At 47.0% G+C, this 14,540-nt stretch carries 11 protein-coding genes; 6 read left to right on the top strand and 5 right to left on the bottom strand.

Annotated elements, in window-relative coordinates:
* Positions 1 to 166 precede the first annotated feature (166 nt).
* The 5 genes from HZA49_08600 to HZA49_08580 are packed head-to-tail and all read left to right on the top strand — an operon-like array spanning position 167 to position 5,451.
* Complete coding sequence (locus tag HZA49_08600) at positions 167 to 1,783, top strand: CTP synthase (GenBank protein ID MBI5779499.1); 1,617 nt, start codon at positions 167 to 169, stop codon at positions 1,781 to 1,783.
* Position 1,784: 1 nt separating this feature from the next.
* On the top strand, positions 1,785 to 2,144 hold the full coding sequence (locus HZA49_08595; GenBank protein ID MBI5779498.1) for a DUF1844 domain-containing protein: 360 nt from the start codon (positions 1,785 to 1,787) through the stop codon (positions 2,142 to 2,144).
* A gap of 19 nt (positions 2,145 to 2,163) precedes the next feature.
* Complete coding sequence (locus tag HZA49_08590; GenBank protein MBI5779497.1) at positions 2,164 to 3,003, top strand: hypothetical protein; 840 nt, start codon at positions 2,164 to 2,166, stop codon at positions 3,001 to 3,003.
* Between the two features lie 2 nt (positions 3,004 to 3,005).
* Positions 3,006 to 3,785, top strand: coding sequence for an ABC transporter ATP-binding protein (locus tag HZA49_08585; protein ID MBI5779496.1), 780 nt, complete (start codon positions 3,006 to 3,008; stop codon positions 3,783 to 3,785).
* Positions 3,757 to 5,451 carry a hypothetical protein gene (locus tag HZA49_08580; GenBank protein ID MBI5779495.1) on the top strand — a complete coding sequence of 565 codons (1,695 nt, stop codon included), beginning with the start codon at positions 3,757 to 3,759 and terminating at the stop codon, positions 5,449 to 5,451. Before HZA49_08585 ends, HZA49_08580 begins: the two co-directional genes overlap by 29 nt.
* A 126-nt stretch (positions 5,452 to 5,577) precedes the next feature.
* Here HZA49_08580 and HZA49_08575 read toward each other — a convergent pair whose 3' ends face one another.
* On the bottom strand, positions 5,578 to 6,672 hold the full coding sequence (locus HZA49_08575) for a hypothetical protein (protein MBI5779494.1): 1,095 nt from the start codon (positions 6,670 to 6,672) through the stop codon (positions 5,578 to 5,580).
* 161 nt (positions 6,673 to 6,833) lie between these two features.
* Positions 6,834 to 7,628, bottom strand: a complete 795-nt coding sequence (locus HZA49_08570) for a hypothetical protein (protein MBI5779493.1) — start codon at positions 7,626 to 7,628, stop codon at positions 6,834 to 6,836.
* A gap of 119 nt (positions 7,629 to 7,747) precedes the next feature.
* Here HZA49_08570 and HZA49_08565 point away from each other — a divergent pair, with 119 nt between their 5' ends.
* Positions 7,748 to 7,936, top strand: a complete 189-nt coding sequence (locus HZA49_08565) for a hypothetical protein (protein ID MBI5779492.1) — start codon at positions 7,748 to 7,750, stop codon at positions 7,934 to 7,936.
* Positions 7,937 to 8,122: 186 nt separating this feature from the next.
* Here HZA49_08565 and HZA49_08560 read toward each other — a convergent pair whose 3' ends face one another.
* From HZA49_08560 to HZA49_08550, 3 genes are read right to left on the bottom strand one after another with little or no spacing between them, the layout of a single operon-like run.
* Entirely contained in the window at positions 8,123 to 9,970 is a 1,848-nt protein-coding gene (locus HZA49_08560) for a hypothetical protein (protein ID MBI5779491.1), read from the bottom strand.
* A gap of 36 nt (positions 9,971 to 10,006) precedes the next feature.
* Positions 10,007 to 12,493, bottom strand: coding sequence for a DEAD/DEAH box helicase family protein (locus HZA49_08555; protein ID MBI5779490.1), 2,487 nt, complete (start codon positions 12,491 to 12,493; stop codon positions 10,007 to 10,009).
* A 2-nt stretch (positions 12,494 to 12,495) separates the two neighbouring features.
* Positions 12,496 to 14,082 (bottom strand): site-specific DNA-methyltransferase, encoded by a 1,587-nt coding sequence (locus HZA49_08550; protein ID MBI5779489.1) that lies wholly within the window; start codon positions 14,080 to 14,082, stop codon positions 12,496 to 12,498.
* Positions 14,083 to 14,540: the final 458 nt, after the last annotated feature.

Here is a 14,540-nt window from a genome sequence, read left to right as displayed (position 1 = left end):
TGTGCCATCTTTTTGTCAAGTGCAAATATTATTATTTATATTATAATATTATAGTAACCGGCGGATTCGGTTGATTTTGCTGACAAACCCTGCGTCAGGTCCGGGTTATTTATTGCAATAAATACTTGACTTTTACATGAAAACAATCTAATATTAGACTCCGTATATGAAACACATTTTCATAACGGGCGGCGTGGTTTCCTCTTTGGGCAAAGGACTGACCACCGCATCCATCGGTCTGCTCCTGGAAAGCCGCGGATTAAAAGTCGCCATTCAGAAATTCGATCCCTACATCAATGTTGACGCCGGCACCATGAGCCCGTTCCAGCACGGTGAGGTCTATGTGACCGAAGACGGGGCCGAGACCGACCTGGACCTGGGACATTACGAGCGTTTCACCAACGCCAAAATCAGTAAACTCTCCAATTTCACCACCGGCCGGATCTACGGCAGCGTTATTGCCAAGGAACGGGCCGGCGAATACCTGGGCAAAACCGTCCAGGTCATCCCGCACGTGACCAACGAAATAAAGATAGCCATGAAGAATCCGTCCAAGGAGCCGGTGGACGTGACCATTGCCGAAATGGGCGGCACAGTCGGCGATATCGAATCGCTGCCGTTTCTGGAGGCCATCCGCCAGATTGGATTTGAGGTCGGCCGTGAAAACGTGCTTTATATCCACCTAACCCTGATACCGTATTTAAGGGCCAGCCAGGAATTGAAGACCAAGCCCAGCCAGCAGAGCGTGGGCAAACTCCGGGAAATCGGCATCCAGCCGGATATCCTCGTCTGCCGGACCGAGAAACCCATCACCGAGGAAATGAGGGACAAGCTGGCCATGTTCTGCAATGTCAAACCCGAACACGTGGTCGAGGAAAAAGACGTTGATTTCAGCATCTATGAAGTGCCGGTGACATTTGCCAACCAGAAACTGGACCAGACCATCATAAACCTGCTCTGCCTGAAATGCGGCGATAATAATATCAAGGAATGGCGCGACATGGTCGAGCGGTTTAAGAAGGCCGACGAAACCCTGGAAATCGCCGTGGTCGGCAAATACCTGGAACTGCAGGACGCCTATAAATCCATCTACGAAGCTTTGACGCACGGCGGCATTGCCAATAATGTCCGGCTTAAGATAAAACGGGTCAACAGCGAGGAAGTGGAAAAACAAGGTGCGGAAAAACTGCTCCAGGGCGTCCGGGGCATCCTGGTGCCGGGCGGTTTCGGCCACCGGGGCATCGAAGGCAAAATCGCGGCTATCAAATACGCCCGGGAAAACAAGATTCCGTTCTTCGGCATCTGCCTGGGGATGCAATGCGCCACCATAGAATTCGCCCGCCATGTCCTGGGACTAAAAGAAGCACATAGCTCAGAATTCGTTCCGAACAGCCCTCACCCGGTGATTGACCTGATGCGGGAACAACGCCAGATAAAGAATCTGGGCGGCACCATGCGCCTGGGCGCCTATCCCTGCAAACTTAAGCCCAATTCGCTGGCCTCAAAAGCGTATCAGGCGGAACTCGTCCAGGAACGACATCGACACCGTTATGAATTCAACAACACCTATAAAGACCAGTTCACCTGCCAGGGCTTTAACATAGCCGGATCCTGCACCATCAACGATTCGCAGGGCCAGCCGATAACCGAACTGGCTGAAATCATAGAATTAAAAGACCATCCCTGGTTTGTCGGCGTGCAATTCCATCCGGAATTCAAATCCAAACCGGTTAAGCCCCACCCGCTATTCAGGGATTTTATAAAGGCGGCGTTAAAAAGATAATATGACAGAAGACAAAACTAAATTCGAGAAAAAGGTGGATGAGGATTGGAAACAGAAGGCCACTGAAGAAAAAGAGCATCTGGCCCAGGCCGCAGACAAAGAACCCCATGAGCTCCCGCCGCCTGATTTCAATACCTACCTAGCTTCGTTATCGGCCCAGGCCCTGATTTCACTCGGTCAGATAGAAAACCCGATGACCAAGAAAAAGGAAATCGACCTGATCCAGGGCCGCTATATCATCGACATCCTCATCATGCTCAAGGAAAAGACCATGGGCAATCTGTCCAAGGAAGAAGAAACTAATTTCCAGAACCTGATTTCCGGCCTGCAGCTCCTCTATGTGAAACTAAATAAGAAGTAGCAGCGCTTCCTTAAACCATATGCTCTCTAAAGGATATCTGATTTCCGCCGGCATCATCGTCTTCTGGCTGATCATGACCGGCCTATTCATCCGTCGGGAAATACTGCCGGCCCTGCCGGCCTTATCCCAACCGTCCTACGAGGCCTACCTCAAATCCCTGGGCGAGAATAAAACCGTCAAAATGGGCATCTATTTCGGAGGCGCACGCATCGGCTCGTCCCAGACCGATATCCAGCCCATAGAAAACAACCAGACCAAAATCACCAATTCCACCGACATCAACCTGCCCGGAATGATGAGCGCCTTGTTTGACACCAAACGCCGCAATAAAAAGAAAGAAGCTGGCAAACCCGGGAACATCCCTGAAGCCAACGTATCAAAAATGACATTCTCCGGGTATTCCCTGATTGACGAAAAATACAAGCTGAAATCATTCTCGTTCTCAGCCAAAGGGCCTTTCCTGAATTATAATATCTCAGGCGAGGTAAAAGGCGGGCTGCTGGGATTCACCCTCTACGACGGGCTGAAGAGTTCCACCAGCTACCTGCCGTATAAAGATGACTCCACCGTATCGGACGGCCTGTCGCCTTTTGTCTCCATGCCGCACCTGACGGTCGGCAAGGAATGGTCTATTAATTGTATCAATCCTTTCGGGGCGTCCATGCAGACCCTGAAAGCCCGGGTGGAAAGCCGCACCCAGATAGAATGGCAGAACCGGATGGTTGATGTCTACGAAGTAGTCATCAGCGACCTGGGGATGGCCAAATCGCCCCTGAATTATACGGCCTATATAACGCCGGACGGCCAGATACTCAAACAGGAAATACTTTTACCGGGATTGTATTTGATGAGGGAGTAACCATGATAGAGCTGAAAAGTGTCACCAAACTCTACGGCAATAAGAAGGCGGTGGACGGACTGAACCTTAAGATACCCGAAGGCAAATTATTCGCCTTTATCGGTCCGAACGGCGCGGGCAAGACCACCACGGTCAAGATGATTACCGGACTGCTAAAGCCCACCTCGGGTGAGATTCTCATAGACAACAAAAATATGTCCACCGATTCGCTGGGCTTAAAAGGCATCATCGCCTATATCCCGGACCAGCCGTTCCTGTACGAAAAACTATCCGGCCGGGAATTCCTCAATTTCATCGGGCATATCTATGGGATTCCCAAAGACGAACTAAATACAGAAATAGACCGCTACCTGGAACTGTTCCAGATGAAGGACTATATCGACCAGCTCATCGAGAGTTACTCGCTGGGCATGAAGCAGAAAGTGGTCATCACGGCCGGCGTGCTCCACAAGCCCCGGCTTATTGTGGTGGATGAGCCGCTGGTCGGGCTGGACCCGGCCAATGTCAAGGTGGTTAAGGAATTATTCAAGCAACTGGTCAGGAATGGAACGACCATTTTTATGTCCACCCATATTCTGGCCATTGCCCAGGAGATTGCCGACGTTATCGGCGTGATTCACCAGGGCAAACTCATTGCCCAAGGCACCTTTGAGGAACTAAAAAACAAACAGATAAACAACAACGGACAGATGAACCCAGCCCCTGCGAGCAGGGGCGGGGTGAATCTGGAGGATATATTCCTCCTGTTATGCAATGATGACAACACTTGCCACGCTTTATAAATTCCGGTCCCGGGCCCTGGCCAACCAGGCCGCCCAGCAACTGGACGACAACAAACTTAAATTCATCATCGTCTCGGTATCAGCCCTGGTCCTCTGGGTGAGCATTTTTGTATTCTTCCGCGAATCATTCGGATTCCTCCACCGGTTTGTCGAGGAAATTGTGGACGTGGTCCGGCTCTACTTTCTGGCCCTGTTCTTCTTTGCCCTGGGGCTGATGCTGGTCATCAGCAATATCATTATCAATTATTCCTCGCTCTTCCATTCCGCCGAGGCGGATTACCTGATGTCACTGCCGGTTTCGCCGGGCCGGATATTCTTCTATAAACTGACCGAATCCATTGCTTTTTCCTCCTGGGCGTTCTTGTTCCTGGGCTCGCCGCTCCTGATTGCCTTTGGCATAGACCGCCAGGCCAACTGGCTATTCTACGTTTGGACCTTCCTGTTTTCAGCCGTATTCATCATCCTGCCGGCGCTGATCGGGAGCCTGTTCAGCATCGTCATCGGCCGGTTCCTGCCGCGCCATCGCCGGGCGCTCCTGATAGGACTTATCGGCCTAATGGCGATTGCGGTGATTTTCATCATCACCCAGATGTCCGGCCTGCGGGGCACCAGTTTTGCGTTCTCAGCCGGCTGGATGCAGAAATTCATGAGCAATCTCTCATTCGCCCAGAACCCGCTCCTGCCCAGTTATTGGGTTACCCAAGGTCTGTTCAGCTCCGTAGACCTGGCCGGACTGCCGGACACCGTGTTTTTCTTCCTGCTCCTTTTGGCCCAGGTATTATTCCTAAGCCTGGTAGTGTACTGGCTGGCCTCAGCATTTTACTTTACCGGATACTCCCTGGTGCGTTCATCCAGGCGTGACAAGAAATATAACCCGGTCTCGCTCCTGGACCGGCTGGCCAATCTGTCATTCGGATTCCTGGCCCGGCCTTTGCGTCTGGTCATCATCAAGGACATCAAGACCCTGCTGCGCGACCCGGCCCAATGGACCCAACTTCTCATCTTCTTCGGCCTGCTGGGCGTTTATTTCATCAATATCAAGAATATCCCCTATATCAACCTGCAGGAACATATGTGGCAGTACCTGGTCTCATCGCTCAATTTGATTGCCACCACCCTGACTCTCGCCACCTTTACTACCCGATTCGTCTATCCGCAAATCAGTTTGGAAGGCAAACGGTTCTGGATAATTGGCATGATGCCCTTAAAGCGCGAGGATATCTTCTACAGCAAGCTGGTCTTTGCTTTAGCCGGTTCAATCCTTATCAGCGAACCGCTGGTGTTTATCTCCTCATACCAGCTGGAGGTCCCTTCGTTTATGCTCCTGCACCATCTCTACCTGACCCTGCTGATATGCCTGGGACTGTCATCCATCGCCGTGACCTTAGGCGTCTTGTATCCCAATATGCGCGAGGATAACCCGTCCAAGATTGTCTCTGGATTCGGCGGCACCCTGACCCTGGTCCTGTCCCTGCTCTATGTCCTGTCAATTATCGTCATCGGCAGTCTGCCTTCGCATATTTATTATATGACCAGCCGTATCAATGAAGACACCTTCAGAAAACTGCAGACCATCAGTATCATAGTCATCTCGGCCATTGCCATCGTCACTACCGGATTCTCGGTCTGGCTGGGCTTGAGAACTATCCGGAAGATGGAGGTGTAAGGTAACCACAGATAAACTCCGCAGAGACCGAGAAATAGAACGCAGATAAACGCAGATTTTACAGATTATCAGGATTTATCTGCGTAAATCAGCGAAATCTGCGTCCCAATTCTTAACCTCTAACCCCTATACAACATAACCTAAAATGTAGATTACCAGCTCGGTTGAGTTGTTTCCTGATACATAGGCTTGCCAAAGCAACGTCCTATCAGCCGCCACCGGCATCAGGACTGAGCCACCGTTACTAATCCCCGGCGCATTAACCGGCGGAGCTCCGACCTGCAGGGCATATTCCGCGCCCAGTTGCCTGAAGACGTACGCCATCATCCCGCCATCCGTATAACTCTGGGTGATACAGGCGATTGAGACAATCACGCCCTTGGTGCCGACCGGGATAATTGCGGAAAGGTCAACCGTGGCCGGTACGGTCGTGGCCGTGATGCCGCCCTGGTCCAGCGCGGTCTGTGGCGTTGGGAACATGGTCAGGGTATCGCCTCCGCCCACGCCGGGCGCTAACTTCTCAGCAGTAACCGCGCCATTCAGGATTTTCTCAGTTATTACACTGTCTACTGCCAACTGACTACTGCCTACTGCCGAAGATGCAATCTTCGGCCCGGTCACTTGTCCATCACCGATTTCTGCTGTAGTAACCGGCGGTGTTAACGGTCTCACCGCTCCGCCCGGCACAAACGACAGTTTCTCAGGCGTCACGGCGCCGTTAGCAATCTCACTCGTCCCAACTGCGTTAGCCGCAATCTCGCTCGAACCCACAGCATTAGATGCAATCTTAGATGCGGTTATTGCGTTATCCGCAATCTTGGCGTTGGTCACCGCGCTGGACGCCAGTTTCCCGCTGGTGACATTCAGGTCCTTGATATTATCGCTCTCCACCGCATTGACGGCAATCTTGGCCCGGACAATCGCCCCGTCCTTGATTTCAGCGCTCTCCACCTGCGGCGAAATCGGCCTGGTAATCGGCGATGGCGGAATTATCGGCAGTACCAGTTTATCCTGGGTAATCGTCCTATCCGCAATCTTATCATTGGTGATTGCCATATCACTTATCTTATTAGTAGTGACGCAATCCTCCTGCAACTTAGCGCTGGTAATAGCGCCGTCGGCTATCTTATCGGTGGTTATCGCGCTCTTGGCAATCTTTGATGTCGTGACCGCATAGGTCGCGATGTTACTGGTTTTTACCTCATTTGGTTTTAATGACATAAATCAACTCCTTTTAACACGAATCACACGAATTAAGATAAATCACACGAATAATATTCATTCGTACCATTCGTTCCTATTCGTCCCATTCGTGTTCGTATTTTGTTTTAATTAAAGGGAAGCGGGGCACGGTTAATTCCGCACCCCGCATTCCGCATTTCCTACACTGTTGCCACCTTTATCTCCAGGTATTTCCGGCCGTCTATCACAATCCAATCGCAATGCGAGACCCCGGCCGTGGCAAAAGCCACATAAGCCGCGTCCTGCAAAGAGGCAATCAGGTTATTGATATGGTCGTTCTCCTGGACCATTACGGCCGGGTCCCAATCCGCGCTAATCAGCACCTTGCCTGACTGGACTATCCGGTTGGTGATGGCCGCCTTCAGGGCCGTCCGCATATCCGGCGTCACCCGGGCCACGTTGATTGGCCCGCCCAGGCCGATTTGGTCATCGCCCCTGAGCAGCCGTTCAGTCGTAATATCGCCGGTCAGCCACCTTGAAGCGATGGGCGCGATGCCCAGTCCCAGTTCGCGCGACCCGGTAAAGGGCAGAACGTTCCGGGCCGCCTTCTGGCTGTAATTCTCGGCTGAGGCGTCAATCGCCTCCTTATAGCGCTTGGCCGGTTCGCCATCCACGGTCTCAAACGCCTGGGCCAGAGAAGCGGCGTAATTATTGTAGCCCTGGTTGATGTTATCCGCCTGCTTGCGGACAATCCGGTTCCGGTCCAGACCTGAGCGAGACACGAAAGCCGGATTCATCGCCGGCGCGTAGGCCGTGGCCGCCGGCAGAGCCAGTTTGGACTTATAATCGGACTCGTTGCCGATTGCCTGTTGCATTTGCTGGTAGGTCAGGTCAGCGTTATTCTTGGTGCCCCGTTTCCAGCGCTCCACCTGGACCTCTCCGGCCTCTGCTATACCCAGCAGAACCGCCAGTTTCACTTCACTGATAGTACCCATAATTTAATCCTTTCTTAAATGACGCCTTTGGCGCCACCTTCTTTTTGGAGCCCGGCCGGGGGCTATCCGTTTCCGGATAACCCGCCAAACCGGGAAACAAGCGAAGTTACTTCTTCATCTTGTCACGAATCACCGTAAGCACGATTTCAATAACCGTCCTGATGATGCGCCTCCAAAAACTCTTTTTCATAGTCGTTCCCACCTATTTTGTTATTTATATGACTAACTGCCAAACAGGCATCAAGCAGATACTCATAGAAGACAAGTCCGGACGGGATTGGATGACATCACGCATCCGCTTCCGGTGACGTCCCGAACGTGTGCCTCTATAATTAGGCCGTGAAATAGGCAAAAAACAAGGGGTAATCTTTTAGCGGTTAAACTACTTGCTACAACTTCAATAGTTTAAAGATGTTAGATAGCGAGATTTTTCAAGAATTATTGGAATTGTTGTGAATTATGTGAAATCCAGAGGGTTGATTTCACAACCAGTCTTACTCGTCTTCCAAATCAGACTCTTTTTCGTCAGGATTTATATAGGAATGATGTCGCTCATCTGGTGGCGGCTCAAGACGAATTTCCGGGCGATAACCTCTTAATTCAGAATTAAGTGGAATGGGGTCGTCTTCTATATTTAGCAATGTTTTAAGTTTGTCCCTAAGTAAACTTATCTGCTGCCTTCCTTTAGTGGACTTGTCCTTAAAAGACCAACCCGGGTTAGAATAATTTACACTCATCGTTACCAATAATTCCCATAGCATACTTGGTTCTGATTTCTTCTTTTTGCCGGTGCTTTGCTTTTGAAATCCAAGTTCATCAAATGATACATTACTCTTAAAGGTATTATCTTTTAGTAAAACATCCATCGTTCGGCGGTCTTTAAATCTAAAAGTAATATCATTGGGCTTAGTTCCTTTAGGCATATGAATAATTGTAGTATTTTTAGCGCCTATCTTTGATTTCTTTGCCATAGATAAAGTAATGGGCTTATCTTCGGAAGATGTCGGCATTTCAAGTTCCTTTGAAAATAATTTTTCCTTATAGGTTAAATCAATAAAAGCTGTTTGATCAAAATCAGCTGGGATATCTTTCTGGTACAAACAATTGCCTTGTGGCGAAAAATCAGACAGCTTAAATTCCGGTCTTTGTTCTGGAAGGGATTCCCTACTGGGAACAAATCGCAATGCAACATTATCCGGCTTTATTAACGGGCCAGCCCAGATAACGGCCGACAATTTATTTTTAAGCGGTTTAAACTCCTTGATATAAACATCAATTGGTGCATATATCCATATTTGGGTCTGGTAATCGTTGGTAACATAAGCATCCCTTAATCCGAAGAATAATCTAAATAAGTAAGATGGGTCATTATAACCTTTTCCCCGACAAGTCCGGTAAAAGTCCTGCCATTTAATTTTGGTATTATCAAGAATGTTTGAGAGTTTATCTCCGTTGTAATCTATGGCAAACGCTGTTTTACCGCTCAATGATTCTATCATGCTCACTGGTGCGGGGTAATCATATGCGTAGTTCACCCAAACCGGACCGTATGGCCCAAGAGAGGTGTTCACAAAATGATATTCTTCTCCCTGAGCAACCACCTTGCCGGTCATAAGGTTTTTAAGGAATCCTTCTAATTCAGCAAAAGGATAGCGGAAAGTAATGCCCTGGAAAAAATTATCTATTTCAAGGAGAATGGGCTTTTCCTTAGAGTCAATCGGACTTACCTCTAAGATAACCTGCCCGTTAATAATAATCCGTTTTTTCTCATTGTTAAGTACTGTAAGAAGTTTTACTTTAAATGATTGCCAGTCATTCCAGAAGGGCTTTATATCAACCAGGAATTTGCTTATAAACAATAAATTATTTCTTTCCCTATCAAGAATCTCTTTAACGTATTTTCCTGCTATCTCCCCGGTATTTTCTGGTAAAATAGCTGGCGTCTTCTCCGCAGAAGGCTTTTGCTCAACAGGTTTATTTAATGCGGGTTGCGGAAATGGCTCACCTTGTCTGATAAATTTCTTATTCTTATTAATCCAGTAATAGCTGTCTTTAATTAGCGCGTTAAGCATTAATTCCACCTGGGGCCAGCGATAGGTATCTGACTCTTTCTCGCCCAGAAGAACTTCGGTCAAAAGCTCCAATAAATTATGTGCCGTTGTTCCATCACTCCAATCTTGATGGTCTAAATATGAACCAGCCAGATTTAATTTATTGCCAACATCACAATCTTTTTTAGGATCAAAGCCATACGATTCAAATAAGTTATCAAGTTCTGTCCGGGTTTTCAGGTCTTTTATAACTCTTTTGATTACCGCTAAAACGGGCTTTGTGAAATACATAGTTTTACATTAGAGAAAGGAGGGGTATTCCCCCTATTAATTAAAGAATCTGTTTATCTCAATATCTTCCTGTCCCTGCTCAACCAGTTCAAACCTAAAGTCCTTATTCAGCTTAAACTTGATTAGTTTCAGGGTTACCTGTTCAATGGTTTCCTGATTCATCTTATCAAATACGCTCTTTTTATAAATCGTATCCGGATTGCCAATTAAATGTTCGCCCTTGCTCTCAATGATATAAACGAGTTCCAACGCATCGCTTTTATTCTTCCTGGCCACGATAAAATCAGGCCTGATTTTGCCTCTCTTCCAACCTCTTATGGCATACCATTTCCTGCTGCTGGCTATATTCCGCGCCCACCAGATTACATTTTTCTTATTATCAATAGAACCGGCAATTCTCCGCTCCAGCGAATTCATTGATTTTATATCCGACTTCTCAAAAAGATTCAGTTTATATGTCTCGGCATATTCCGGATAGACCTCATTATTTTTCGGCAACGAATACCCGACCTGCTCGTCATCGCTGACCGCCAGCATTAATTCCTTGCCTTTCAGTAATGAATCAAATATTAATTGCTCTTGCTGGATTTTTTCATCTGACAACTTCTTGACGATTTCCTTGATAATGAATCCACTGTTGATTAGCAGTTTTTGCCTGTCTTTGTATTTATCGCCGGCCGAGATAAATTCCTGAGCCAGGTCAAAGGCAATAAAGGCATTATCAACCACATCGGATATCCGGCGGGTTAGGTATGAAATATCAAAAACGCCCTCATCCATCTCATCCAAATCCCGCCTTTCATGCCGATTGTCCAAATCAACTATATATTCATAAGCGGATGATTTCGCGCTAAGCAAAGGCAGGATTTCTTTTTCCAGCCATTTATCGTAATGCCCGTTTTGCCAGTTAATCCTGGGCCTGATATCAATATCATAAGAGAACCGCCGGTATTTGTTATCTTCCTTAACCAGCCAGACCGGCAGATATAACGACTCAGGATATTTATTGAGAATATCTTTCTTAATCTTTGTTTTTATCTTGTCCGAGCCGGTCGGGCCTGATTCCCGGCTGATATTCTGGACCAAATCGCCCAAACCCTCCTCTACAAATCCGCGCTGGATGTTATGCAGGACATCTTCCGTATCGCCCTGGTTAAAATAGACATAACTTTCATCCAATTCCGCCACCCCGGTCTTCTTGGCATACGGCTGGCGTAATATCCGGCCGACCAACTGGGTCATTGAGGATTCAGACCTGGCATTGGGTATCACCCCTAAAACATAGGCAAATGAACAATCCCAGCCCTCTTTTAACGCCTCTTTGGTAATGATGTATCTGATTTCGCTTGTCTGCGATAAGAGTTTTTCCTCTTTAATCTCATCCATTTCGCTTGATTTTACCGCGATTTGATGAGCCGGAACTCCTTGCGCAACCAGATATTCGCGCACATCCTCGCTGTGCACAAATTCTTTTCCCCTCTGGTCTTTACCCGTTCGCTCTACCTGTATCAATGCTATCGGCCTGATATATATCCCCTTATTACGGTTAAAGTCAGTCGCTGTCTTTTCCAACGTCTCCCTTTTCTTTCTGACGCTGTTAATCATTTCATGCCAATCTCCGCTGGTAGTCGGCGAATGCAGGTGCATATCTAATTTAATCATCTCCTCGTCCTTAAGCGCCTTGCCCGTAATTTCTATAAAAATATTCATGCCCTCCCGTTTTTTGGGCGTAGCCGACAGTCCGATTATCATTGATGGGTTTAAGCCGTCCAACGTGCTTTTGGCAATATCCGAAAACATCGTATGGAATTCATCCACAATCATAAGCGGATTCTCCATCCTGATTATGTTGCCTAAACTGGTCTTTATTATTCTCTTGCCGAATACATCACCAGGGGTAGGATCAAGATTAGGGACCCTCCTTAATAGTTTTTCATGCTCCTCGTATTGGTTATCCGGCGGGAAGAAGTCAATATATTTGCCGCTGTCCTGAAAGACCTTCATATTTTCCTTGGTTTTCTTTCCGGCCGACTGAATCATCAGCATCAGAATCACCAGATTGCTGTCCGTGTCCTGCATCCGTAACGGCTGTCCTTTTTCCAGAATAATGGTCCGGTTGCCGCTGCATTGGTCCAGCCACTGGCGGTAGATATGATTTTTATCCCTGAGTTTCTCTATGGTCTGGCGGTAGATGGTCTCGCGGTGCGCTATCCAAACCACTAACCCGGTTCTTTTCTTGGCGAATAGGTTTTGGTATTCCCGGATGGCCTCAATTGCCAATAGGGTCTTGCCCCCGCCGGTCGGAATCTTCAGGCAAAAACGGGTATATGATTGTCCTAAGCCGTTCTTAGGCCGGTCGGCAAAATGCAGGTCAAGCTTAGTATAAACAGTATCAACATAAGAAACAGATTCTCTTAAAACCTTATCATTTGACTTCTCTACCTCGCTCTTTTGTTTTTCCGCCTCGGTATAGAACTCTTTTAGTTTATCGATGACCTCTATCTGATAATCCTTTAGAATCATATCTATTTCTTTTCAAAGAGATTATAAGGAATACTCACAAAATGGATATTAAACTTCTCCAGGTATTCTTCATCTATGAAACAGGCCGGGGCATAGATAATCTTCTTGCCCTTGTCTTTCTTGTTTGTCTGCTCTGCCCATTCAAGCGTAATTGCCAGCTTCTTTAGTTTGTCCTTGTCCTTTTCATATATAAGGTAAATTGACTCGTTGCCTGTCTTTCCGGTTGCCAGATAATAAACATACTTGGCAAACTCTTTATAGGTTGGCAACTTGCCTGATAAGATAGAATCCGCATCAATCTGTGATCCAAGATTCATGTATGAAAAGCCAACACCCAATTTATCTCTTTCAATCACTCGTTTAACGCGCTCTCTTGTAATCTCGTGAACATATCTATACCCAGCCTTATATGCTGGCTTATCTTTCCTAATTTCTTCTGGCAGTTGAATTAAAATGACTTTCCTATTCCCCTCCTTACCATCTTCTTTATTTAACTCTAAAACCGCCTGGGCTGTTGTTCCCGAACCAGCAAAGGAATCAAGAATAATTGAAGATTTATCAGTGGTATATCGCATTAAGAATTTAGTAAGTTCAACTGGCTTAGGATTTTCAAATATATCCTTTTTCCCAAATAACTCAGTTAGCGCCTTCGTGGCATCACCAGTAGAAGCTAATTCGTATAGTATGCTCCGTTCTTTAATTGTCTTAACGTCTTCTTCGTCATAATAGATTTTCTCGTAGGCCACCCAATCGCCATTTTTTTCCTCCCAGTAGACTAATCCATTTTCCAGAAGATTATCCATTGTTAATTTCCCAACGCGCCACCTTCCAGCACTCCCATCTGGTGCTTTTGGATACACATTTTTACCGTCGGGAGATTTTATTGCAAAATGCATCGTTGGCCGATCTTCTTTCCGTGCTCCAGAACCCCATTTAGCAAGTTTAACCGCAGTAAATCTTCCGTCATTATCTTCTTTCTTGAATTTTGCCTCATCTATCGGAATTGTTTCATCAACCCATTTAAAATCTGGCGATTTAGCATACGCAAGAACATACTCATGTTCCGTTACAAAGTAATCGTCAGTCTGTCCTCCACCCTCTTTTTTCCTCCATATTAACATACCAATAAAATTACCATTAAATATATCATCCATTAGCATACGCACATGAGAACTCTCAATGTCGTTAATACTAACAAATATGACACCATCCTCACTCATCAATTCACGAAGAAGTTTAAGGCGAGGCGTCATCATACAAAGCCATTTGTCGTGACGGGTTAAATCCTCAGAACCAACAGGCCCTTTTTTTAGCCATTCTTTTATTAACGGACTGCTGACATTATCGCTATAAACCCAATTTTCATTGCCGGTATTATATGGCGGGTCTATGTAAATACACTTTATCCGGCCCTGATATTTCGGTAACAAGCTTTTTAGCGCGACCAGATTATCCGCCTCTATAATCAGGTTCTCATCCTCATTCTTGCCTTTGAGTGACAGCTTCTTATCCTTTTCCAGTATCTGGTATGGAACGGACAAATGATGATTCCAAACTGCATTCTTACCCTTAAAATTTAGTGATGGCATAAATATTACTCCTTTGTAATAATCATACCCGCCTTCATTAAAAAAGCAATAAATACTTTGTTTTTTGCCCTCCTATCCGTATGGTGAGCATACACCGATGATAGCGCCGGTGACGTGCCTCCGTAGCGCCGGAAGCATACCTCTGTAGCGCCTGGAGCATACCTCTGTAACGCCAGAAGCATACCTTCGTAGCGCCGGAAGCATACCTTCGTAATGCCTGGAGAATACCTTTGTAGCGCTTGGAATATACCTTCGTAATGCTTGGAATATACCTTTGTAGTGCCTGGAATGCACCTCTGTAGCGCCTGGAATGCACCTCTGTAGGGCCGGTGACGTGCCTCCATAGCGCCGATAACGTACCTCCGTAGCGCCAAGGGTACTACCCCCCACCATACCCCCTCCCCCACCTTTTTTTAACGGAAATTGGGATAAGTGCAGATAAATCAAAGGGTAGCGTC

The organism is Planctomycetota bacterium (assembly GCA_016235865.1).
Classification (GTDB): domain Bacteria; phylum Planctomycetota; class MHYJ01; order JACQXL01; family JACQXL01; genus JACRIK01.
This window is presented reverse-complemented; position numbering and strand designations above follow the sequence as displayed.

Bases quoted from the DNA above. Each gene is read 5' to 3' on its own strand.
- HZA49_08590 (MBI5779497.1), top strand. From the start codon at position 2,164: ATGCTCTCTAAAGGATATCTGATTTCCGCCGGCATCATCGTCTTCTGG.
- HZA49_08600 (MBI5779499.1), top strand. From the start codon at position 167: ATGAAACACATTTTCATAACGGGCGGCGTGGTTTCCTCTTTGGGCAAA.
- HZA49_08570 (MBI5779493.1), bottom strand. From the start codon at position 7,628: ATGGGTACTATCAGTGAAGTGAAACTGGCGGTTCTGCTGGGTATAGCA.
- HZA49_08595 (MBI5779498.1), top strand. From the start codon at position 1,785: ATGACAGAAGACAAAACTAAATTCGAGAAAAAGGTGGATGAGGATTGG.
- HZA49_08560 (MBI5779491.1), bottom strand. From the start codon at position 9,970: ATGTATTTCACAAAGCCCGTTTTAGCGGTAATCAAAAGAGTTATAAAA.
- HZA49_08575 (MBI5779494.1), bottom strand. From the start codon at position 6,672: ATGTCATTAAAACCAAATGAGGTAAAAACCAGTAACATCGCGACCTAT.
- HZA49_08555 (MBI5779490.1), bottom strand. From the start codon at position 12,493: ATGATTCTAAAGGATTATCAGATAGAGGTCATCGATAAACTAAAAGAG.
- HZA49_08580 (MBI5779495.1), top strand. From the start codon at position 3,757: ATGATGACAACACTTGCCACGCTTTATAAATTCCGGTCCCGGGCCCTG.
- HZA49_08585 (MBI5779496.1), top strand. From the start codon at position 3,006: ATGATAGAGCTGAAAAGTGTCACCAAACTCTACGGCAATAAGAAGGCG.
- HZA49_08550 (MBI5779489.1), bottom strand. From the start codon at position 14,082: ATGCCATCACTAAATTTTAAGGGTAAGAATGCAGTTTGGAATCATCAT.